Here is a 21,322-nt window from a genome sequence, read left to right on the forward strand (position 1 = left end):
CGGATCGGCAGCCCGTAGCCGCCGCTTCCGTCAATGCACCACGAAGCCGTATTTGGCGTAAACCGCCTTGGCTTCCGGGCCGACCAGGAAATCGAACACCGCCTGGGTCTCCGGCGTGTCCTGCTCCTTGACGATCTCGTAGGGATATTCGACCGGCGGGTGGCTGTCGGCCGGGAAGGTGGCGACGATCTTCACATTCTTGGCGATGGCGGCATCGGTGGAATAGACGATGCCGGCCGCCGCCTCGCCGCGCTCCACCAGCGCAAGCGCCGCGCGCACGCTCTCGGCGCCGACCACCCGCCCCTTCACCTTGTCCCACTGGCCGAGATTGGTCAGCGCGGTCTTGGCGTAGACGCCGATCGGCACGCTGTCGGTAAGGCCGGTGGCGAGCCTGCCGTCGGCGCCGAGGAAGGCCAGCCAGTCGAAGCTCTTGTCGATCTTGACGTCCTTGGCGGTGTCGGCCGGCATGATCAACACGAGGCTGTTGCCAATCGGCGTCACTCGCGTCGCCTTCAAGGTCAGGTCCTTGCCCTCGGTATAGTCCATCCACTTGTTGTCGGCGGAAATGAAGATGCCGGCAGGCGCTCCGGCCTCCAGTTGCTTGGCGAGCGCCGAGGAGGCGGCGAAGGAGAACACCACATCCTTGCCGGTCTTTTCCTTGTAGAGCTTGCCGATGTCCTGCAGCGCATTGGTCATGCTGGCGGCGGCGAACACCGTCGTCTGCGCCCGCGCCTCCGAGACCGGGGCGGCAAGGTTGAGAAGCAGCACCGCGGCCGCGGCGGCTGCCAGCTTTACGGCCGGCCGGAACAGGTGGGCGGAGGCATGGAACATGAGGCGTCTCCCGGGATCATATATTCGTTCATATACATGATCGGACGAACGACGCCAGTACCGAAGCGGTGAAGCGGTGAAGACATGCCACTGCGCCCGCCTCCTGCGGTGCGGGCGCGCCAGCGGCGCGATGCAAGAGGTGCCGAGACCGGATGTTGCCAGCTGAGTAACAGTTAGGAGCGGTGCGGCCGCCGGAAGGCGGTCACGTCACGGATCCCGCTACCGCCCTGACCTCCCTCGTCCTTGTCCGCCGGCCGGCCGCAACGACGCCGACGCGCGATACCTCTCCCGCTGCGACACGGAAGAGACCCTGCCGGTCCGATCACGTGCAGGCCGCGTCCACCGCAAATACCGCAGATAGTGTCAGTCGATCATCCCGGTGCGGCGGGCCACCTCGGCGGCGACCCGCTCGGCCTCGGCGACGAGGTTCCACGCCGCCACCTGGTCGCTTTTGCCGAACAGAATGGACGGCCCCTGCGAGACGATGCGCCGGCCGCAGCCGTCATCCACCAGCGAGAACTCGTAAATATGGTGCGCCACCCGGTGCATTACCCGCACCGTGGAAGGCGAGAGGGTGACGATGTCGAACTCGGCCTGCAGCATCACGTTCTCCTCCCCATACGTCCCGCCGCCGGAGAAATGGCGGGAACCCGGCCGCTTGTGCGGCTCGCCCAATCATTCCCCGGCGGCGGACAGGCCCCCACCGGGTCGTTGAACTGGAACTTTCGTCTATCACGAACGTTGCGACAATGAAAAAATTCATCACGTAACGTAACATGACACCGGAGAGTGGCATGAACCGTACGACAACTCTCATCGCCGCCGCCGTTCTTCTGGTCGTGGCTCTCTATGCGGCGGTGCATTTTTCTGGCCGCACCACGCCGCAGCCGACCGAATCGCCGACGCCGCCTGCTTCCGACAGCGCGCCGGCTCCGGTCGCTCCGGCTCCCGCCACACCCACGCCGCCGGCGCCCGCCAACCCGCCAGCGCCGTGATCGAGTGCGGCTAACGCACGGCGCGCATGGCTTCCAGCGCCAGGCGCGCCATCGGCGTGTCCAGCACCGTTTCCACCGGCTGCGACAGGCGCCGCCGCCAGTTCGGTCGCTCGCGGTCGGTGCCCGGCAGGTTTACCGCCACCGTCTCGCCAGCGAGGTCGTCGAGTTGGGCGAGCGCGATCAGCGACGGCGTGCGGGCCACATAGGCATGCACGGCGGCGAGGAAGCGGGGGTCGAGCGAGGCCCCTTCCGCCGGCAGTTCGGCGATCAGGCCCTCGCGCAACAATGCGGCGCCGAGCCGCGCCTTCTCCAGCGCCCGCTCTGCAAGAGCAGCCTCGAAGGCGATGTCGTCGTCGAGCCCCAGCGCCAGCCGCTCGTCGAGGTCGACGCCCTCCCACCAGCCGGCAAGCGTCGGCAGATCGTGCGTGGAGACGCAGGCCGCCGCCAGCGTCGGATAGTGGTCCGGCGGCGCGAAGCCTTCGCCCTGCCGCTCGAACCACAGCACCTTGTAGGACAGCATGCGCTCGCGATCGAGCTCTCCGCGCATGCCTTCCGGCACCGTGCCGAGGTCCTCGCCCACCACCAGGCAGCGGGCGCGCCGGCTCTCCAGCGCCACCTGGCCGGCGAGATCGGCGAAGGGATAGGCGAGATAGGCGCCCTCCACCGCCCGCGCGCCCTCCGGCAGCAGGAACAGCCGGCGTAGCCCCATCACATGGTCGACCCTGAGCGCGCCGGCATGGCGCATATTGGCGGCAAGCAGCCGGCCATAGGCGCGATAGCCGTCGCGGGCCATGGCGAGGGGGTCGAGCGGCGGCAGGTTCCAGTTCTGCCCCTCGGGGCCGAGCGGATCCGGCGGCGCGCCGATCGTCACCCCCGCCATCAGCGCCTCCGCCTCCCCCCACGCCTCGGCGCCGTCCGGCGCGGTGCCCACCGCGAGGTCGCGATAGAAGCCGAGCGGCAAGCCGGCGGCCTGCGCCCGCTGCGCCGCCGCGCCGAACTGGCGGTCGGCGATCCATTGCTGCCACAGCTCGAACCGCATCTCGCGCCGATGCGCGGCGGCAAACTCGGCTACTGCCGGTCCACGCGCGATGGCGAGCTCCTCCGGCCAGTCGCGCCAGTTCAGGCCGGCGAAGCGCCGCGACAGCAATTGAAACGCTGCGAAACCCTGCAAGGCCTCGCCGCCCTCGGCGACGAAGCGGTCGAAATCCGCATCCGCGGCCTCGCCGGTCGCCGCGAACGCCGCTTCCAGCACCAGGCGTTTGGCTGCCCACACCCCGGCATAATCGACGTCGCCTAGGGCCGCGAGCGCGATGAACTCGCCCTGCCCGGCCGCCAGCGCATCATTGACCATCGCCGGCCCGGCCAGCGCGGTGACATCGATATAGATCGGGTCGAGAAAACGCCGATCGGAAGGGTGGTAGGGGCTCGCCCGCCGGCGATCCTGCGGAAACAGCGCGTGCAACGGGTTGAGCCCGAGAATCCGCGCCCCTCGCGCCGCCGCCGCCTCGCCGAGGTCGGCCAGCGCCGTGAAGTCGCCGATGCCGCAATCATGGCCGCCGCGGCGCAGGGTGTAGAGATGGCCGGCAAGGCCGAAGACGCGTTCACCGGCTTCCAGCGCTGGCGGCAGATAGCCCGAGCGCGGCGCCACGGTCAGCTGGCATTCGCTCGGGCCGAGCCGCAGCACATGCCGCCCCGGCGGCAGTTCCGGCAGGCCAACGCGCCGCTCGGCGGCAAGCCGCCCGTCCGGCCGCGCCACCTCGCGTGTCACGCCCTCCTCGGGGCGGATGCGCAACGGCTGCTCGCTGCCGTCCTCCAGTACGATGGCGAGGTCGAGGCTGCGCCCGCTCAACGCCGCCGTGCCGCCCAGCACCAGCTCGGCGCCGCCCGGGCGCACCACCAGCGCCAGCGGCAGATCGCGGCCGAAACGCTCCTCCGACAGCGTCGCGAGGCTGTCGCGCACCTCGCCGCCGCTCCCCGCCGGCAGCTTGAGCGCCGCCAGCAGCGCCCGCTTGGTGTCGTCGCTCACCGGGTGGTGGTTGCCGTCGACATCCCACCACTCATGAGCGATGCCGGCGGCGGCCGCGAGGCTCTCCAGCAGCGCCGGATCGGCCGGTCGCCGCGCCCGCTGCGGCATTGCCTCCTCGACGAGAATAAGCACCGCCCGGCCGGCAAGCGTCAGCGATCCGTCATCCGGCGCCAGCTCCGGCTTGGCCTCCGGCCGCGACGTATCGGCGGCAAGCCGCCAGGCGAAGCCATCCCGCGCCTCCGGCAGCACCAGCGGCACCGCCGCATCCGCGGCGTTCATCGCCACGATCACCCGGTCGGCCGGCCGGTCTTCGGCAGCAGGCGCATAGAACCCGGCCACCAGCGTCCGCGTCGCGGGATCCTCCCAGCCGACGGCGGTTCCGTCCGCCGCCCGCCACGCGACATCGGGGATGCCGCTGGCATCGAGCGGCCGCCCGGTCAGCGGCGCCTCGCCGGTCAGCGCCGGATGCGCGCGGCGCAGCGCCACCAGTTTGGAGGTGAAGCGCGCCAGCCCGCCATCCACCTTGCTCCAGTCGAGCCAGGTCAGGACATTGTCCTGCGCATAGGCATTGTTGTTGCCGAGCTGCGAGCGCCCGCATTCGTCGCCCATGGTGAGCATCGGCGTGCCGCGCGCCGCCAGCAGCGTCGCCAGCAGCGCCCGGCAGTCCCCGCGCCGCCGTGCCGTCACCTCGGGATCGTCGCTCGGTCCCTCGACGCCATGGTTCCAGCTGTGATGGGCGTCGGTGCCGTCGCGATTGTCCTCGCCATTCGCCTCATTGTGCTTTCCCGCATAGGAAACGAGGTCGATCAGCGTGAAACCGTCATGGGCGGTGACGAAATTTATCGCCCGCGACAGTGGCCGCCTACGCACCGCGAACACATCGGCCGAGCCGGCGAGCCGGGTCGCCAGCTCGCCGACTTGGCCGCCTTCGCCGCGCCAGAAGCGCCGCGCCGTGTCGCGGAAATGGTCGTTCCACTCGGCCCAATCGGCGGGAAAATTACCGACCTGATAGCCGCCCGGCCCGATATCCCACGGCTCGGCGATCAAGGCGAGATCGCGCAGCACCGGGTCCTGCGCCATGGCGGCGAAGAACGGCGCCTCGGGGTCGAAGCCGTCCACCCGCCGGCCGAGCGTGGCGCCGAGATCGAAGCGGAAGCCGTCGAGGCCGGCCGCCGCCCAGCGCCGCATCATGTCCATGGCGAGCCGCAGCACCGGCGGGCGCTCGAGCGCGAGCGTATTGCCGGTGCCGGCATCGTTGAGCAGCCTGCCGGGATCCTCGGCCGCGTGGCGGTAATAGGTCGCGTTGTCGAGCCCGCGCAGGCTCACCGTCGGCCCGAGCACGTCGCTCTCGCCGGTGTGGTTGAACACCACGTCGAGCACGACGCCGATACCGGCCGCGTGCAGCGCCGCGATTGCCCGGCGTATCTCGGCAAAGCCGCCGGGGGCGAGGCGCGGGTCCGGCGCGCCGAACACCACCGGATTGTAGCCCCAGTAATTGGTGAGCCCCAGCGGCGGCAGATGCCGCTCGTCGATCCATGCCATCGCCGGCATCAGCTCGACCGTGGTGATGCCGAGCTTCACCAGATGCTCCATGGCCGAGGGGGTGGCGAGCCCGGCAAAGCTGCCGCGCAGGTCAAGCGGAATGTCGGGATGCAGCCGGGTGAAGCCGCGCACATGGAGCTCGTAGAGCACCTGCCACGCCCAGTCGAAACGGGGCCGGCGCACCGGCTCGCTCTCGTCTTCGTCCGGCGGCACTATCGCCTTCGGCACATGGGCGGCACTGTCGGTCTCGTCCTCGCGCGCGCCGCGCGCACGGGCATCGAACAGCGCATCATGCAGCACGAACGGTCGATCCAGCGCCGCCGCATAGGGGTCGACCAGCAGCTTTGCCGGATTGAATCGGTGTCCATTGGCCGGATCCCACGGCCCAAACGCCCGCAGCCCATAGCGCATGCCCGGAGAGATCCCGGCAATGTGGCCGTGGAACACGTCGCCGGTGCGTTCCGGCAGGGCGATGCGCGCCATCTCGACGTCGGCGGCGTCGAACAGGCAGAACTCGATGCGGGTGGCGTGGGCGGAGAACACCGCCACATTGACACCCGCCCCTGTCCCCCTTCCGGCGGGCGTAACGCCCAGCGGCTCCGCCCGCCCGCCCGTCAGCCGCCAGTCGGTCACGCCGCCCGCTCCCGCGCGAGAGAGCGGAACAGCTCGGCATAGGCACGCGCGGCGCGATCCCAGGAAACGTCGGTCGCCATGGCGTTGCGCTGCAGCTTCCGCCACAGCGTCTTGTCCTGCCACAGCGCATGGGTGCGACCGAGCGCCGCCTGCAGCGCCGGCACCGTCACCGGCGAGAACTGTACGCCGGTGCCGACCCCGCTCGCCCGCGCCATCTCGTTGACGTCGATCACCGTGTCGGCGAGCCCGCCGACACGCGCCACCACCGGCAGCGCGCCATAGCGCAGCGCCGCCAGCTGGGTGAGGCCGCAGGGCTCGAAGCGCGACGGCACCAGCAGCGCGTCGGCTCCCGCCTGGATCAGGTGCGCCAGCGTCTCGTCATAGCCGAACTGCACGCCGACGCGGCCGGGATTGGCCCACGCCGAGCCGGCATAGCGCTCGGTCAGCTGCGGATCGCCGCTGCCCAGCACCACCAGTTGCGCACCGAGATCGATCAGCGTGCCCAGCCCGTCCATCAACAGGTCGAGCCCCTTCTGCCACGACAGCCGGCTCACCACGCCGAACAGCAGCGTATCCGGCGACTCGACCAGGCCGAACCGCGCCTGCAGCGCCGCCTTGTTGGCCGCGCGCGCCGGCAGTCTCTTGGCATCGAACGGCGCCGCAATCAGGCCGTCCGTCGCCGGATTCCACGCGGTCGCGTCGAGCCCGTTGAGGATGCCGGAGAGCACGCCGCGCCGCTGGTTCAGCAGCCCTTCGAGGCCCATCCCCGCCTCCGGCTGCAGGATCTCGGCGGCATAGCCCGGCGAGACGGTGGTGATGCGATCGGCAAGTTGCAGGCCGGCCTTCAGATAGCCGACCGTGCCGTAATATTCGATGCCGCCGATGGAGAACGCATGCGCCGGCATCCCCAGCAGCGGCGCCACCTGGGCCGGAAACTGGCCCTGGAAAGCGATGTTGTGGATCGACATCACCGTGCCGGGCCGCCGCCCGCCGGCATAGTGCAGATAGGCCGGCGCGAGGCCCGCCTGCCAGTCATGCGCATGCACCACATCGGGCACGAAGCCCGGCACCAGCCCGAGCCCGATCCCCGAGGCCACCGCCCCCAGCGCCGCGAAGCGCTGGGCGTTGTCGGCATAGTCGCGCCCGTCGGTGCCGACATAGGGCCCGCCCGGCCGGTCGTAGAGATGCGGCGCGTCGATGACGAACAGGTCGAGGCCGGCGGCGGTGGCGGCGTAGAGCCGCGCCGGCGCGCCGAACAGATGGTCGAAGTAAAACGCCTCCTCGACCCCGCCGAGCGCCGCCATCACCGCCGGATAGCCCGGCACCAGCGTGCGCACCTGGATCCCCTGGCCCGCCAGCGCCGCCGGCAGCGCGCCGGCCACGTCGGCGAGCCCGCCGGTCTTAACCAGCGGATAGACCTCGGAGACGACCGAGAGAAGCTTCAGTTCCGACACGATACCCGCCTTGCCCCTTTTCGTGGTCCCGCATGCGCGGCCGCTGTTCCCTGGCGCGGCCGATCCTGCCGCCCGCGCACGACGCTCACATGTCGAGCCGGTCGATCATCGACTGGGTGATGAGGCAGATGCCCTTCTCGGTGCGGCGGAAGCGCAGGGCGTCGAGTTCCGGATCCTCGCCGACCACCAGCCCCTCCGGAATCCGCACATGCGCGTCGATCACCACGTTGCGCAGCTGGGCGGAACGGCCGATCTCGACATAGGGCAGCACCACGGCGTTCTCGAGCGTGCCGTAGGAGTTCACCCGCACCCCGGTGAACAGCAGCGCCCGCCGCAGCGACGAGCCGGAGACGATGCAGCCGCCGGACACCAGCGAGGAGATCGCCTGCCCGCGCCGGCCCTCGTCGTCATGCACGAACTTCGCCGGTGGGGTGATCTCGCTATAGGTCCAGATCGGCCAGTCGCGGTCATAGAGGTCGAGTTCCGGCACGATGCCGGTGAGGTCGATATTGGCCTCCCAATAGGCGTCGACCGTGCCGACATCGCGCCAATACGGCGCCGTCTCCATGTCGGAGCGCACGCAGGAGCGCGAGAAATGGTGCGCGCAGGCTTTGCCGTGCTTGACCAGATACGGGATGATGTCCTTGCCGAAATCATGCGTCGACAGCGGGTCGGCGGCATCGCGCTTCAGCTGCTCGATCAGGAACTTGGTTTCGAAGATATAGATGCCCATCGAGGCCAGCGCCTTGTCCGGGTGGCCGGGCATGGCGGGCGGCTTCTTCGGCTTTTCGAGGAAGGAAATGATGCGGTCCTCGGAATCGACATGCATCACCCCGAAGGCGCTGGCTTCCTCGCGCGGCACTTCGAGGCAGCCCACCGTCACGTCGGCGCCCTTGTCGACATGCTCCTGCAGCATCACCTCGTAATCCTGCTTGTAGACGTGGTCGCCGGCCAGGATGATGATGTGGCGGGTATCGTAGGCCTCGACGATGTCGAGGTTCTGATACACCGCGTCTGCCGTCCCGAGATACCACATGGTCTCCGAGACGCGCTGGCTCGCCGGCAGCACGTCGAAGCTCTCATTGCGCTCGTGACGGAAGAAGTTCCAGCCGCGCTGCATGTGGCGGATCAGGCTGTGCGCCTGGTACTGGGTGGCGACGCCGATGCGGCGTATGCCGGAATTCAGCGCATTTGACAGCGCGAAATCGATGATGCGCGACTTGCCGCCGAAATAGACCGCCGGCTTGGCGCGTCGATCGGTCAGCTCCATCAGCCGGCTGCCACGGCCGCCGGCGAGCACATAGGCCATCGCGGTTCGGGCGAGAGGTGCGTTCGGGACCGGTGGCCTGGCCATGTCGGGTTACTCCTTGACCGTCGCGATGAACTTTGGCGTTTCCTCGGCCGTTGCGGGCTCTGCCCGCTCCGGCTCCCACTTCAGGTAGAGCGTCGCCAGCGGCGGCAGTACCAGTTCCGCGCTCGCCGGCATGCCGTGGGCCGGCACCTCGACGGCGGTGACGCCGCCGAGATTGCCCACCCCCGAGCCGCCATAATTTGCACTGTCGGTATTGACGACTTCCCTCCACCGCCCGGCCTTCGGCAGGCCGAGCCGGTAGAAAGGCCGCGGCACCGGGGTGAAATTGGCGATCATCGCCACCGGCGCGTCGTCCTCGCCGGCGGTGCGCAGCCAGGCGAACACCGACTGTGCGCGATCGTCCACCACCAGCCAGCGGAAGCCGCTGGGGTCGCCATCGCCGGTGTGCAGCGCCGGCAGGTCGCGATAGGCCTGGTTGAGGTCGCGCACCACCAGTTGCACGCCACGATGATGCGGGCCCATGCCGGTGAGGTGCCAGTCGAGCGAGCGCTCCTCGCTCCACTCGCCCCGCTGGGCGAATTCCTGGCCCATGAACAGCAGCTTCTTGCCGGGATAGGCCCACATGAAGGCGTAGTAGGCGCGCACCGTGGCGAAGCGCTGCCAGTCGTCGCCGGGCATGCGCGACAGCACCGTTCCCTTGCCGTGCACCACCTCGTCATGGGAGAGCGGCAGCACGAAATTCTCCGAGAAGGCGTACATCAGCCCGAAGGTGATCTTGTCGTGGTGCCAGGGCCGATAGGCCGGATCTAGCGCCAGATAGTCCAGCGTGTCGTGCATCCAGCCCATGTTCCACTTGAAGCCGAAGCCGAGGCCGCCGGCATGCACCGGCGCCGACACCCCGGCCCAGGAGGTGGATTCCTCGGCGATGGTCACCGTGCCGGGATGCTCGGCATAGAGGGTGACATTGGCCCGCTGCAGGAAGCCGACGGCATCCTTGTTGTCGTTGGAGCCGTCGGGATTGGGCGACCACTCGCCTTCCTTGCGCGAATAGTTGAGGTAGAGCATCGAGGCCACCGCATCGACGCGCAGCCCGTCTATGTGGAAGCGCTCGAGCCAGAACAGCGCGTTGGCGGTGAGGAAATTCGTCACCTCGCGGCGGCCGAAATCGTAGATCGCGGTGTTCCAGTCCGGGTGGAAGCCGCGCTGCGGGTCGGCATGCTCGTAGAGCGGCCCGCCGTCGAAATGCGCGAGGCCGTGAATGTCGGTGGGGAAATGCGCCGGCACCCAGTCGAGGATCACCGAAATGCCGGCCCGGTGCGCGCGGTCGACCAGCCGCGCAAAGCCGGCCGGGTCGCCGAAGCGGCTGGTCGGGGCGTAGAGCCCGATCGGCTGGTAGCCCCAGGAGGCGTCGAGCGGATGCTCGGAGATCGGCAGCAGCTCGATATGGGTGAAGCCCATCCATTCGACATAGGGGATCAGCTGCTCGGCGAGCTCGTCATAGCTCAGGAAGCGGTTGTCCTCGCCGCGCCGCCAGGAACCGAGATGCACCTCGTAGATCGACATCGGCTTGTGCCGCGCCGCGCCGTACTGGCGGGCGGCGAGATGCGCGGCATCGGTCCATTCGAAATCGTCGATGCGCGCCACCACCGAGCCGGTGGCGGGGCGGAATTCGCCGCGGAAGCCGAACGGATCGGCCTTCAGCGGCAGCAGCCGGCCGTCGGCGGCGATGATCTCGTATTTGTAGATCGTCCCCTCGCCGAGACCGGGAGCGAAGATCTCCCACAGCCCGCTGTCGATGCGCTTGCGCATCTGGTGGCGGCGCCCGTCCCAGGCGTTGAAATCGCCGACCACCGAGACGCGCTGCGCGTTCGGCGCCCACACCGCGAAGGCGACGCCCTCCACCCCCTGGTGCAGGCTCAGATGCGCGCCGAGCCGTTCATAGAGCTGGGTATGGGTGCCCTCGACCATGAGATGGTCGTCGAGCGGGCCGAGCACCGGCTCGAAGGCATAGGGATCGTCGAGCCACCATTCGCCGCCGGCATTGCTGGCCTTGAGCGTGTAGCGCGCCCAGGCCGGGCGGCCGGCGACCAGCCCCTCGAAGAAGCCGGCGTCGTGCCGGCGCTTGAGGGAGGCCACCTGCGCCCCGTCGATGTCGAAGGCGTCGAGGGTCAGGGCGCCCGGCACGAAGGCGCGGATGACGAGCCCGTCCTTGGTCTCGTGCGGTCCCAACAGCCCGAACGGGTCGTGGTGCCGGCCGCCGACGAGCTGGTCGACGTCCCGGTCCGTGGCCTGCCAGGCATGCATGCTCGAAGACCTTTCCTGCTCGGAATCTGCTGCATCAAGACCCGATTGCGGAGAAGGTTCCTTTACCGCCGGCAATAAGTCCACCACATAGCGTCACGGAGATGGGGGAGAGGCGCCGCCCGAGGCATGAAGCCGCAGGCAGCCGCCCCGCCGACGGCGTCACCGCGTCTGCAGCACCGGCACGTGCCAGATGTCGCGGGCATATTCCGAGATGGTCCGGTCGGAGGAGAACCAGCCCATATTGGCGGTGTTGATGGCGCTCGCCGTCCACCAGCCGGGACGGTTGTTCCATAGCGCGTCGACCCGGCGCTGCGCGTCCCAGTAGCTGTCGAAGTCCGGCGTCACCAGGAAATAGTCATGGTGGCGCAGGGCGTCGACCAGCGGCTTGTAGCGGTCCGGCTCGTCGGGAGAGAACACCCCGCCCGCCACCGCATCCAGCACCTCGCCGAGATGCGGCGAGGCGGCGATCGCGCCGGCCTCGTCGATGCCGGCGGCCCGGCGGTCCTCCACCTCCTGGGCGGTGAGGCCGAAGATGAAGATGTTGTCGTCGCCGACATGTTCCTTGATCTCGACATTGGCGCCGTCGAGCGTGCCGATGGTGAGCGCGCCGTTCAGCGCCATCTTCATGTTGCCGGTGCCGGAGGCCTCCATGCCGGCGGTGGAGATCTGCTCGGAGAGGTCGGCGGCCGGGATGATCACCTCGGCCAGCGACACATTGTAGTTCGGCAGGAACACCACCTTGAGCAGGTCGCGCACGGTGGGATCGTCGTTCACCACCTTGGCGACGTCGTTGGCCAGCTTGATGATCAGCTTGGCCATGTGGTAGCTGGCCGCCGCCTTGCCGGAGAAGATCTTCACTCGCGGCGCCCATGCCTTGGCCGGATTGGCGCGCATGGCGTCGTAGAGCGCGATGGTTTCCAGCACGTTGAGCAGCTGGCGCTTATATTCGTGGATGCGCTTGATCTGCACGTCGAACAGCGCGCCGGGATTGACCTTGATGTCCAGCCGGTCGCGGATCAGCCGCGACAGCGCCACCTTGTTCTGCCGGCGTACCGCGGCCAGCTTGTCGTGCAGCGCCGAATCCCCGGCCATTGCCTCCAGCTTCTTCAGCGCGCCGGGATCGTCCAGCACCTCGGGCCCGCAGGTCTCGACCAGCAGGTTGGTCAGGGCCGGGTTGGCCTCGTTCAGCCAGCGGCGGAAGGTGATGCCGTTGGTCTTGTTGTTCATCCGCTCCGGGTAGATGCGGTAGAAATCCTTGAACACCGTCGTCTTCATCAGCTCGCTGTGCAGCGCGGCGACGCCGTTGATCGAATGCGAGCCGAGGAAGGCGAGGTTGCCCATGCGCACCCGCCGCCCGTGGTCTTCCTGGATCAGCGACACCGAGGACAGCAGCGCGTCGTCGCCGGGGAACGCCTTGCGCACCGACTCGATGTGCAGCGCGTTGATCAGGTAGATGATCTGCATGTGGCGCGGCAGCACCCGCTCCATCAGCGGCACCGGCCAGGTCTCCAGCGCCTCGGGCAGCAGCGTGTGGTTGGTGTAGGAGATGGTGCGGTTGGTGATGTCCCAGGCCTGCGCCCACTCGATGTCGTGCTCGTCGATCAGCACCCGCATCAGCTCCGCCACCGCGATGGAGGGATGGGTGTCGTTGAGCTGGATCGACGCCTTGTCCGGCAGCGAGCGCACATCGCCGAAGGTATCGACATGGCGGCGGATCAGGTCGTGCAGCGAGGCGGCGGTGAAGAAATATTCCTGCCGGAGGCGCAGTTCCTGCCCCGCCGGGGTGGCGTCGCTCGGATAGAGCACCTTGGAGATCGCCTCGGCCTTCACCTGGTCGGCCAGCGCGCCCATATGGTCGCCCTGGTTGAAGGCGTCGAGCCGCAGCGGGTCGGTCGCGCGCGCCGACCACAGCCGCAGCGTGTTCACGTGCCGGCCGCGCCAGCCGACGATCGGCGTGTCATAGGCCACCGCCTCGACCTGCTCGGCCGGATGCCAGACCTGCTTCTTGCGGTCGCCGCCCACGGCCACCGCCTCGACCGAGCCGCCGAAGCCGACATCGTAGGTGACTTCCGGCCGCTCGAATTCCCAGGGATTGCCGAAGGACAGCCAGTCCTCGGGATATTCCTGCTGCCAGCCATTCTTGATCACCTGCCGGAACAGGCCGTGATCGTAGCGGATGCCGTAGCCATAGGCGGCGATGGAAAGCGTCGCCATGCTGTCCATGAAGCAGGCGGCGAGGCGCCCGAGGCCGCCATTGCCCAGCGCCGCGTCCGGCTCCACCTGCCGCAGCCGGTCGAGGTCGACGCCGAGGTCGCCCAGCGCCGCGCGCACCGTCTCCAGCATTTCGAGATTGGTCAGCGCATCGAACAGCAGCCGGCCGATCAGGAACTCCAGCGACAGGTAGTAGACCCGCTTGCGCCCTTCCGAATAGGTCTGGCGCGTCGAGGTCACCCAACGGTCGACGATGCGGTCGCGGGTGGCGAAGGCGGTGGCGAGAAACCAGTCACGATCGCTGGCGGCCGCCGGATTCTTGCCCACCGCATAGGTCAGCTTGGCGATGACCGCGGTGCGGAACTTGGCGACATCGTCGCCGGCGGCGCTCGGTGCGCGGGTGGTGGTCTCCGGCTTGTCCAGCATCTTGCTCTCGACCTCGACTGTCATCTGCGACTAGCGCTCCCCTCGGCGATCCGCCGCCTGCAATCCCGCCGGTCCCGATATCCGGCGGATGCTGACTCGGGTCCATGCAACCTTTTGGCCAATTGGGCCGGCAATTCCTCAGGCGGGCGACCGCGTTCTCTCGAAGGCCGCAAGGCCCAGCGCCGCCCAACCGATCATCAGCATAGTCCCGCCCGTCGGGGCGGCCATAGGAAAAAGAACGGTATCCAGCAGCACCCGCGCGGCGATGGCACCGCTGAACAGCAGCGTGCCGAGCGCGATGAGGCCGGCGCCGATATCGGCGAACGACCAGCGCCGCCCGCCCGCCGCCGCCAGCGCCGCGCAGCCCGCCAGCGCCGCCGCGCCGATCATCAGGAAGCTGGCGGCGGTGGCGAGGCTGGCATCCGGCACCGCATGCGCCGCCGCCGCCGCGAGGCCGACGCCCGCCACGCCGTAGACGCCGGCAAGAAGCACGATCAGGCGGCGATAGGGCGTCATGTCTCACTCCTGCGCAATCACGTGGAAGAAGGCCCCGGAGACGAGGCCGCGCCGGCTCCCCGCCAGCCCCAACGGCTTACCCTGTCCATCCGCCAATGTGACGAGCGGCGCATCGTCGCCGGGCTTGATGACGCTGGCATAATGGAATTCGTGGCCGCGCAGAATTGTCCCCAGCGGGCCGAGCGGTCCCGCCGCCAGCGTCGTCGCCCGGCGGTAGCCGAGATTGAGCCGGCGCCGGGCGAAACTGGTCGCGTGGCCGAGCAGGCCGAGCATCGCATGGGTGCCGCCATCGGCATCCTCCAGCGCCTCGCCGAGCACCATGTAGCCGCCGCACTCGCCATGCACCGACCGCGCGCGGGCGAAACGCCGCACGCCATCGAAGAAATTCGTCGCCGCCGCCAGCCTCCCGGCATGCAGCTCGGGATAGCCGCCCGGCAGCCAGCACACATCGCACTCCTCGGCCGGTCCCTCGTCGGCGAGCGGCGAGAACGGCACGATCTCCGCGCCTGCCGCCCGCCAGCCGGCCATCAGATGCGCATAGGCGAAGCCGAAGGCGACGTCCTGCGCAAGCGCGATCCGCTGCCCCGGCGGCCGTACCGCCGCCCGCGGCGGCGGCGCGAGGTCGAGCGGCACCGCCAGCCCCGCCAGCGCGTCGAGGTCGATATGCGCCTCGGCCATGGCGGCAAGCCGGTCGAGATGCCCGGCCAGCTCGGGATGCTCGGAAGCCTGCACCAGCCCGAGATGGCGCTCCGGCAGGCCGAGCGCGGCATCGCGCGGCACCGCGCCGATCACCGGCAGGCCGAGGCCGGCCATCGCCTCCTCCACCTGCGCGCGGTGGCGCGGGCTCGCCACCTTGTTGAGCAGCGTCGCGGCGATGCGCACCTGCGGATCATGCGCGGCGAAGCCCCGCGCCACCGCCGCCGCCGATTGCGACTGGCCGGACACGTCCATCACCAGCACCACGGGGATGCCGAACCGCGCCGCGAGATCCGCCGCCGCGCCGGAGCGGCCGGGCTCACTGGTGATGCCGTCGAACAACCCCATCGAGGCTTCGATGATGATCAGCTCCGCCTCTCGCCCGGCCTGCGCGAGCAGGCCGGCGACCAGTTCCGGCGCCATGGCGAAGCTGTCGAGGTTCAGCCCCGGCCGGCCGCTGGCCACCGCATGGAAGGCGGGATCGATATAATCGGGGCCCGATTTCACCGCCCGCACTTTCACGCCCCGGCGTGCCAGCGCCGCGACGACGCCGAGCGTCACCGTGGTCTTGCCGGAGCCCGAGCGCGGCGCGGCGAGGATGAGCGCGCGGGGACTGGCGATGGCGCTTTCAGGGGAGGTCATCCCGCCGCTCCCTGCGATGAGGTCGATCTTCGATTCTCCCTCTCCCCATGGCGTGTATTGGAAAGATGTTTCCGATCGGCATGATCAGAGGGCATCTCCTTTTTCTCCCTCTCCCCGTGGGGGAGAGGGGTGGGGTGAGGGGTCTTCCTGCCTTCCCCATGTCGTCCCCCCTCACCGACCCGCTGCGCGGGCCCCCTCTCCCCGACGGGGAGAGGGGAGGTAAAGCGTGCGGTGGAGACGTTTCTCTTCAATGGCACGCCGGATGACCGGGCTCTTTCCGATCGCTCACAAAGCACCGTCATCCTGAGGGGAGAGCCTTGAAGGACGCTTCCCCGGGCACACCCACCCCGCCCACGCCCCCTCATTCCCGCCCCCGGAAACGGCGCTGGTAATGCGCGTCGTAGAGCGCGCTCTCGCGGAAATCCTCGGCGCCGAGCGCCCGCCCCACCAGAATGAGCGCCGCCCGTTCCGCTGGCGCCTCGCCATGGCGGGCGACGATGTCGGCCAGCGTGCCGCGGATCACCCGCTCGCCCGGCCGGCTGGCCTCCACCACCACCGCCACCGGGCAGTCGGCCCCATGCGTCGGCGTGAGCCGCGCCACCACCTCGCCCAGCGCGTGGATGGCGAGATGCAGCACCAGCGTCGCCCCCGTCGCGGCGAAGGCCTCCAGCGTCTCGCGCTCCGGCATCGCCGAGGCGCGGCCCGACACCCGCGTCAGCACCACGCTCTGCGCCAGGCCGGGCACGGTGAGTTCGCGCGCCAGCACCGCGCTCGCCGCCGCGAAGGCCGGCACGCCGGGGGTGAGCGTATAGGCGATGCCGAGCCGGTCGAGCCGGCGCAGCTGCTCGGCCACCGCCGAATAGATCGAGAGGTCGCCGGAATGCAGCCGCGCCACGTCCTCGCCCGCCGCCGCCGCCCGCACATATTCCGCCTCGATCTCGTCGAGCGACAGCGGCGCGGTATCGACGATCCGCGCCCCCGGCGGGCACCAGCCGAGCATCTCCTGCGGCACCAGCGAGCCGGCATAGAGGCACACCGGGCAGCGGCCGATCAGGTCGCGCCCGCGCAGGGTGATGAGGTCGGCGGCTCCCGGCCCCGCCCCGATGAAATGCACCGTCACGTCGTCTCGCCCATTCCTTGGCCCGCCGTGTCGCCGCGTTCGCGCGCCAGCGCGCAGGTCACCGGCCCCAGCACGAAGCGCGGGCCGATCAGTGTCGAGCCCCGCCCGGCCGCCGCCAGCGCCGCCGCCTCCGCCACCGAGGGCACGCCCATCAGCGCCACCACCCGCTCCGAACGGGTGACGGCGCGCGCGCCCGCCGCTTCCATCTGCGTCTGCGGCACCATGACCAGCAGCAGGCCGAGATCGAGCGCGCCCTTGATGATGCCGGCTTCCGAGCCCTTCATTGCCGGCGTCGCCATCAGCGACACCTCGCCGAGCTTCACGCCGTGGCGCGCCAGCGCCCCGCGCACGGCGGCGCAGACCTCCTGCGCGCTCGCTCCCCGCCGGCTGCCGACCCCTGCGACGATCATGGCATCCTCTCGATCGGCTTCACCCAGCTCCACTGGGTAACCGGCATCGCCGGCCGCCAGCCGGTCATGCCGGCGACAGGGGACGCCTGCGCCACCGACAGCCGCGCCAGTTCGCCGCCCAGCGCCGCGTGCCGCGCCAGCAGCACCGCCTCGGTCTCCAGCGTCACCGCGTTGACGACGATGCGCCCGCCCGGCTTCAGCGCCGCCAGCGCCGCCGCCAGCACGCCCTCTTCGCTCGCCCCGCCGCCGACGAAGATGGCGTCCGGCGCCGGCAAGCCTTCCAGCGCCTCTGGCGCCCGCCCCTCGACAACGCGCAGCCCCGGCGTGCCCAGCGCCAGCGCATTGCGCGTCACCCGCGAAGCCCGCTCGCCGCGTTCCTCGATGGCGATGGCGGCGAGCGAGGGATCTGCCAGCATCCATTCGATGCCGATCGAGCCCGCCCCGGCGCCGATGTCCCACAACAGCTCGCCCCGGCGCGGCGCCAGCGCCGCCAGCGTCACCGCGCGAATGCTGCGCTTGGTCAGCTGGCCGTCATTCTCATACCAGTCGTCCGGCAAGCCGGGCGTGAGCGGGACCGCCCGCGCCCCCGCGCCGGCGATCACCTCGATGCCGACGAGGTTGAGCGGGTGCACGTCGTCGAGCGCGAAGCCTTCCGCCGGCATCGTGCGCACCCGCTCGCGCGCCCCGCCCAGCGCCTCCAGCACGGTGAGCGTCGAGCCGCCGAACCCCGCGGCCGCCAGCAGCGCCGCCACCGCCGCCGGTCCGTCGGCGTCGGAGGTGAGCACCAGCAGCCGCCGCCGGTGATGCAGATGCCGCCTTATCCCCGCCACCGCCCGCCCGTGGGCGGAGAGCAGCGTCGTGTCGTTGAGCGCCCAGCCGAGCCGGGCCGCCGCCAGGCTGAAGGCGGACGCCGCCGGCACCACCTCCATCTCGGTGGCCGGCACATGCCGCGCCAGCACCGTGCCGACGCCGTAGAGGAACGGATCGCCCGAGGCCAGCACGCAGACATCGGCGCCGGCCAGCGCCAGCACCTCCCGCACCCCGTCCTCGAACGGGCTCGGCCAGGCCCGCGCCTCGGCGGGAAACGCCCGCGCCACGCCGGTGATCGCCTCGCCGGCGAGCGTCAGATGCCGCGCGCCGCCGAACACCACCTCGGCCTGTTCGATCAGGGCTCGGGCACGCGGCGACAGCCCATCGAGGCCGTCCTCGCCGATGCCGACGATGGACAACCAGCGCCGCGCCGGCGCATTGTCCCGCGCCATGTCACGCACCACGGCTTCGGCTCCCGGCATCATCGCTCCCCATCCTGCGTCCCCTCCGCTGCGCGTCCTGCTGCTCGGTGGCACCAGCGAGGCCCGGGCGCTCGCGGAGGCCCTTGCGGACCGCTCCGACCTCGCCCCCAGCGTGTCGCTTGCCGGGCGCACGCGCAACCCGCTCGGCTATCCGATACCGACCCGCATCGGCGGCTTCGGCGGCGCCGCCGGTCTCGCGGCGCATCTGCGGGCGGAGGGCATCGATCTGCTGGTCGATGCTACCCATCCCTTCGCCGCTGTTATGTCGGCCAATGCCGCCGAGGCGGCGCGGCGCGCCGGCGTGCCGCTGCTGGCGCTGGCCCGCCCGGCCTGGACGCCGCAGCCCGGCGACCGCTGGCATGCGGTGGAAAACCTTGCCGCCGCCCTCGCCGCCCTCGGCGCCGCGCCGCGCCGGGTCTTCGTGGCGCTCGGCCGCAACGAGCTGCGCGCGCTGGAGGCCGCCCCGCAGCATCACTACCTGATCCGCAGCGTCGATCCGGTCGAGCCGCCGCTCGCCCTGCCGCACGCCCGCTACATTCTCGACCGCGGTCCGTTCGCCCTCGCATCCGAGGTCGATCTTTTCAAATCGCACGGCATCGAGGTGATTCTCGCCAAGAACAGTGGGGGAACGGCCAGCGCCGCCAAGCTCGCCGCCGCCCGCGCGCTCGGCCTGCAGGTGGTCCTCATCGCCCGGCCGCCGCGCCCGGAGGTACCGACGGCCGCCAGCGTCGAGGAAGCGCTCGCCTGGATCGACGCCCGGCTTCATGCCCGCTCCACCCCGCCCGCATCGGCGCGCCGAGGCGTGTAGACGAGGTCCGGCAACCCCTCCCGCGCGACGATCCGCGTCGCCGGCGTGCCGATGATGATGCAGGTCGCCATGTCGGCCATCGCGCCACGGGCCTGCGCGAGCGGCACGGTGGCGATCCGTTCGTCCGCCCGCCCCGCCGCGTGGCCGAAGATCACCGGCACGCTTGCCGGCAGTTCCTCGCGCAGGATCTCGAACGCCCGGTCGAGCTGCCACGGCCGCGCCTTCGAGACCGGGTTGTAGAACGCCATGGCGAAGCCGGCCTGCGCCGCCAGCCGCAACCGCCGCTCCACCAGCTCCCACGGCTTCAGATTGTCGGAGAGCGAGATGGCGCAGAAATCGTGGCCCAGCGGCGCCCCCGCCCGCGCCGCCACCATCAGCATCGCGGTGATGCCCGGCACCACGCTCACCTCGAGCGCCCGCCATTCGGCAGGCCCGGCCTCGATGGCCTCGATCACCGCCGCCGCCATGGCGAACACGCCAGGATCGCCGCCCGACACCATCGCCACCCTTGCCCCGGTGGCTGCATGGGCAAGGGCGGCGCCGGCCCGCGCCAGCTCCTCGCGATTGTCGGAGGCGTGGCGCGCCTGCCCATGCCGCACCGGCACCCGGTCGAGATAGGGCCCATAGCCATAGACCGCCTCGGCGGCCGCCAGCTCCCCCGCCGCTTCCGGCGTGAGCCAGCGCGCCTCGCCGGGACCGAGGCCGATCACCGCGATCCGCCCGCTCATCCCTCCGCCTCTGCGCCCGACCTTGCCCGCATATTCCAGCCCGGCACCAGCACGATGGCGAAGTAGGGCGCCGCTTCCTCGCCGCGCCCGGCAAGTGGCACGCAGCCGCCGCCTTGCATGGTGCCGCGCTCGACATAGAGCGCCCGCTCCAGCCGCCCGGCCGTCGCCAGCGCCCGGCGGATCTTGGGCAGGTTGCGCCCCACCTTCATGATCACCGCGGCGTCGGCTTCCGCCAGCCGGCGGGCGAGTTCGGCCTCGTCCAGCGTGCCGGGCAGCACGCTCAGCACGTCGTCGCCCTGAGCGATCGGCGCCCCCGCCTGCGACCAGCAGCCGGACATGCCGGTGACGCCGGGAATGACCTCGGTGGCATAATGCGCCGCCAGCCGCACATGCAGGTGCATGTAGGAGCCGTAGAACAGCGGATCGCCCTCGGAGAGCACCGCCACCCGCCGCCCGGCATCGAGATGCTCCGCCACAAGCCGGGCGCTGGCATCGTAGAAATCGGTAATCTGCGACCGGTAGCCGTCATCATGGCGGTGCAGTTCGGTGGTCACCGGATAGTCGAGCGGCAGTTCCACCGCCCCGGCGCGGAAATGCGGATGCGCGATGGCGCGCGCATGGCTGCCATTGCCGCGCTTGGCGAAATAGGCGACGACATCGGCCTCGCCGAGCGCCCGCGCCGCCTTCAGCGTCAGCAGCTCCGGGTCGCCGGGTCCCACCCCGACGCCGATCAGCCGCCCGGCGGACGAAGTGCCGCTCATATCCCCGCCCTCGCCAGCGCGTTCACCGCCGCCGCCGCCATGGCGCTGCCGCCCAGCCGCCCGCGCACCACCAGCCACGGCACGCCGTGATCACCCAAAGCCAGCGCCTCCTTGGATTCCGCCGCCCCGACGAAGCCGACGGGAATGCCGAGGATCGCCGCCGGCTTCGGCGCACCGGCATCCAGCATTTCCAGCAGTTGGAACAGCGCCGTGGGCGCATTGCCGATGGCGACCACCGCGCCTTCCATCCGGTCGCGCCACAGCTCCAGCGCCGCCGCCGAGCGGGTGGTGCCGAGCCTCGAAGCCAGCGCCGGCACCTCCGGGTCGCGCAGCGTGCAGATCACCGCGTTATTCGCCGGCAAACGCGCCCGCGTCACCCCATGCGCCACCATCTGCGCGTCGCACAGGATCGGCGCGCCGTCGGCCAGCGCCCGCCGCGCCGCCCGCACGAGATCGGGGGCGAAGTCGATGGCGAGCGCCGCCTCCACCAGCCCGCAGGCATGGATCATCCGCACCGCGACGTCCGCCTCCTCGGGCGTGAAGCGGCCGAGCTCGGCCTCCTCGCGGATGATGGCGAACGAACGCGCATAGATGGCGTCGCCGTCGCGCATATAG

At 70.3% G+C, this 21,322-nt stretch carries 17 protein-coding genes; 2 read left to right on the plus strand and 15 right to left on the minus strand.

What is annotated here, in order from left to right; all coding sequences use genetic code 11:
* Window positions 1-30: 30 nt before the first annotated feature.
* Together modA and KHC24_RS13565 are read right to left on the minus strand one after the other, a co-directional pair.
* Entirely contained in the window at window positions 31-831 is an 801-nt protein-coding gene (modA, locus tag KHC24_RS13560; protein ID WP_213363785.1) for a molybdate ABC transporter substrate-binding protein, read from the minus strand.
* Window positions 832-1,194: 363 nt separating this feature from the next.
* Complete coding sequence (locus KHC24_RS13565) at window positions 1,195-1,434, minus strand: hypothetical protein (RefSeq protein WP_213363787.1); 240 nt, start codon at window positions 1,432-1,434, stop codon at window positions 1,195-1,197.
* 191 nt (window positions 1,435-1,625) lie between these two features.
* Between KHC24_RS13565 and KHC24_RS13570 the strand changes: the two genes are divergently transcribed.
* Entirely contained in the window at window positions 1,626-1,826 is a 201-nt protein-coding gene (locus KHC24_RS13570; RefSeq protein WP_213363788.1) for a hypothetical protein, read from the plus strand.
* A 10-nt stretch (window positions 1,827-1,836) separates the two neighbouring features.
* Here the strand turns inward: KHC24_RS13570 and glgX are convergent, their stop codons facing one another.
* The 10 genes from glgX to cbiE all read right to left on the minus strand — a co-directional run bounded on the left by glgX (window position 1,837) and on the right by cbiE (window position 18,410).
* Complete coding sequence (gene glgX, locus KHC24_RS13575; protein ID WP_213363789.1) at window positions 1,837-6,027, minus strand: glycogen debranching protein GlgX; 4,191 nt, start codon at window positions 6,025-6,027, stop codon at window positions 1,837-1,839.
* Complete coding sequence (glgA, locus tag KHC24_RS13580) at window positions 6,024-7,481, minus strand: glycogen synthase GlgA (RefSeq protein WP_213363791.1); 1,458 nt, start codon at window positions 7,479-7,481, stop codon at window positions 6,024-6,026. Before glgA ends, glgX begins: the two co-directional genes overlap by 4 nt.
* Window positions 7,482-7,566: 85 nt before the next feature.
* Complete coding sequence (gene glgC / locus KHC24_RS13585) at window positions 7,567-8,835, minus strand: glucose-1-phosphate adenylyltransferase (protein WP_213363792.1); 1,269 nt, start codon at window positions 8,833-8,835, stop codon at window positions 7,567-7,569.
* 6 nt (window positions 8,836-8,841) lie between these two features.
* Window positions 8,842-11,097: a 1,4-alpha-glucan branching protein GlgB gene (gene glgB, locus KHC24_RS13590; RefSeq protein ID WP_213363793.1), complete on the minus strand. Its 2,256-nt coding sequence runs from the start codon at window positions 11,095-11,097 to the stop codon at window positions 8,842-8,844.
* A gap of 159 nt (window positions 11,098-11,256) precedes the next feature.
* Window positions 11,257-13,758, minus strand: coding sequence for a glycogen/starch/alpha-glucan phosphorylase (locus tag KHC24_RS13595; RefSeq protein ID WP_213363795.1), 2,502 nt, complete (start codon window positions 13,756-13,758; stop codon window positions 11,257-11,259).
* Window positions 13,759-13,872: 114 nt separating this feature from the next.
* The gene (locus KHC24_RS13600; protein ID WP_213363796.1) at window positions 13,873-14,250 is read right to left on the minus strand and encodes a DUF423 domain-containing protein; all 378 of its coding nucleotides are present in this window, start codon (window positions 14,248-14,250) and stop codon (window positions 13,873-13,875) included.
* 3 nt (window positions 14,251-14,253) lie between these two features.
* Window positions 14,254-15,588 carry a cobyrinic acid a,c-diamide synthase CobB gene (locus KHC24_RS13605; RefSeq protein WP_213363798.1) on the minus strand — a complete coding sequence of 445 codons (1,335 nt, stop codon included), beginning with the start codon at window positions 15,586-15,588 and terminating at the stop codon, window positions 14,254-14,256.
* A 361-nt stretch (window positions 15,589-15,949) separates the two neighbouring features.
* A complete protein-coding gene (cobM, locus tag KHC24_RS13610; protein WP_213363799.1) occupies window positions 15,950-16,708 on the minus strand; it encodes a precorrin-4 C(11)-methyltransferase in 759 nt (252 codons plus the stop codon).
* The gene (locus tag KHC24_RS13615) at window positions 16,705-17,118 is read right to left on the minus strand and encodes a cobalamin biosynthesis protein (RefSeq protein WP_213363800.1); all 414 of its coding nucleotides are present in this window, start codon (window positions 17,116-17,118) and stop codon (window positions 16,705-16,707) included. The genes cobM and KHC24_RS13615 overlap by 4 nt, the downstream gene beginning before the upstream one ends.
* Window positions 17,115-18,410 carry a precorrin-6y C5,15-methyltransferase (decarboxylating) subunit CbiE gene (gene cbiE, locus KHC24_RS13620; RefSeq protein WP_213363919.1) on the minus strand — a complete coding sequence of 432 codons (1,296 nt, stop codon included), beginning with the start codon at window positions 18,408-18,410 and terminating at the stop codon, window positions 17,115-17,117. The genes KHC24_RS13615 and cbiE overlap by 4 nt, the downstream gene beginning before the upstream one ends.
* Here cbiE and KHC24_RS13625 point away from each other — a divergent pair.
* Window positions 18,379-19,218, plus strand: coding sequence for a cobalt-precorrin-6A reductase (locus tag KHC24_RS13625; RefSeq protein WP_213363802.1), 840 nt, complete (start codon window positions 18,379-18,381; stop codon window positions 19,216-19,218). The two genes, cbiE and KHC24_RS13625, sit on opposite strands and share 32 nt — an antisense overlap.
* On the opposite strand, the gene KHC24_RS13630 is transcribed toward KHC24_RS13625, so the two are convergent.
* From KHC24_RS13630 to KHC24_RS13640, 3 genes are read right to left on the minus strand one after another with little or no spacing between them, the layout of a single operon-like run.
* On the minus strand, window positions 19,173-19,946 hold the full coding sequence (locus KHC24_RS13630; protein WP_213363804.1) for a precorrin-3B C(17)-methyltransferase: 774 nt from the start codon (window positions 19,944-19,946) through the stop codon (window positions 19,173-19,175). The genes KHC24_RS13625 and KHC24_RS13630 overlap by 46 nt on opposite strands.
* On the minus strand, window positions 19,943-20,707 hold the full coding sequence (locus KHC24_RS13635) for a precorrin-2 C(20)-methyltransferase (RefSeq protein WP_213363805.1): 765 nt from the start codon (window positions 20,705-20,707) through the stop codon (window positions 19,943-19,945). Before KHC24_RS13635 ends, KHC24_RS13630 begins: the two co-directional genes overlap by 4 nt.
* Entirely contained in the window at window positions 20,704-21,318 is a 615-nt protein-coding gene (locus KHC24_RS13640; protein WP_213363920.1) for a precorrin-8X methylmutase, read from the minus strand. The genes KHC24_RS13635 and KHC24_RS13640 overlap by 4 nt, the downstream gene beginning before the upstream one ends.
* Between the last annotated feature and the right edge of the window lie 4 nt (window positions 21,319-21,322).

Source organism: Ancylobacter defluvii (genome assembly GCF_018390605.1).
GTDB classification, from domain to species: Bacteria; Pseudomonadota; Alphaproteobacteria; order Rhizobiales; family Xanthobacteraceae; genus Ancylobacter; species Ancylobacter defluvii.

Bases quoted from the DNA above. Each gene is read 5' to 3' on its own strand.
- modA (WP_213363785.1), bottom strand. From the start codon at position 831: ATGTTCCATGCCTCCGCCCACCTGTTCCGGCCGGCCGTAAAGCTGGCA.
- KHC24_RS13565 (WP_213363787.1), bottom strand. From the start codon at position 1,434: ATGCTGCAGGCCGAGTTCGACATCGTCACCCTCTCGCCTTCCACGGTG.
- KHC24_RS13570 (WP_213363788.1), top strand. From the start codon at position 1,626: ATGAACCGTACGACAACTCTCATCGCCGCCGCCGTTCTTCTGGTCGTG.
- glgC (WP_213363792.1), bottom strand. From the start codon at position 8,835: ATGGCCAGGCCACCGGTCCCGAACGCACCTCTCGCCCGAACCGCGATG.
- glgB (WP_213363793.1), bottom strand. From the start codon at position 11,097: ATGCATGCCTGGCAGGCCACGGACCGGGACGTCGACCAGCTCGTCGGC.
- KHC24_RS13595 (WP_213363795.1), bottom strand. From the start codon at position 13,758: ATGACAGTCGAGGTCGAGAGCAAGATGCTGGACAAGCCGGAGACCACC.
- KHC24_RS13600 (WP_213363796.1), bottom strand. From the start codon at position 14,250: ATGACGCCCTATCGCCGCCTGATCGTGCTTCTTGCCGGCGTCTACGGC.
- KHC24_RS13605 (WP_213363798.1), bottom strand. From the start codon at position 15,588: ATGACCTCCCCTGAAAGCGCCATCGCCAGTCCCCGCGCGCTCATCCTC.
- KHC24_RS13615 (WP_213363800.1), bottom strand. From the start codon at position 17,118: ATGATCGTCGCAGGGGTCGGCAGCCGGCGGGGAGCGAGCGCGCAGGAG.
- KHC24_RS13625 (WP_213363802.1), top strand. From the start codon at position 18,379: ATGTCACGCACCACGGCTTCGGCTCCCGGCATCATCGCTCCCCATCCT.
- cbiE (WP_213363919.1), bottom strand. From the start codon at position 18,410: ATGCCGGGAGCCGAAGCCGTGGTGCGTGACATGGCGCGGGACAATGCG.
- KHC24_RS13630 (WP_213363804.1), bottom strand. From the start codon at position 19,946: ATGAGCGGGCGGATCGCGGTGATCGGCCTCGGTCCCGGCGAGGCGCGC.
- KHC24_RS13635 (WP_213363805.1), bottom strand. From the start codon at position 20,707: ATGAGCGGCACTTCGTCCGCCGGGCGGCTGATCGGCGTCGGGGTGGGA.
- KHC24_RS13640 (WP_213363920.1), bottom strand. From the start codon at position 21,318: ATGCGCGACGGCGACGCCATCTATGCGCGTTCGTTCGCCATCATCCGC.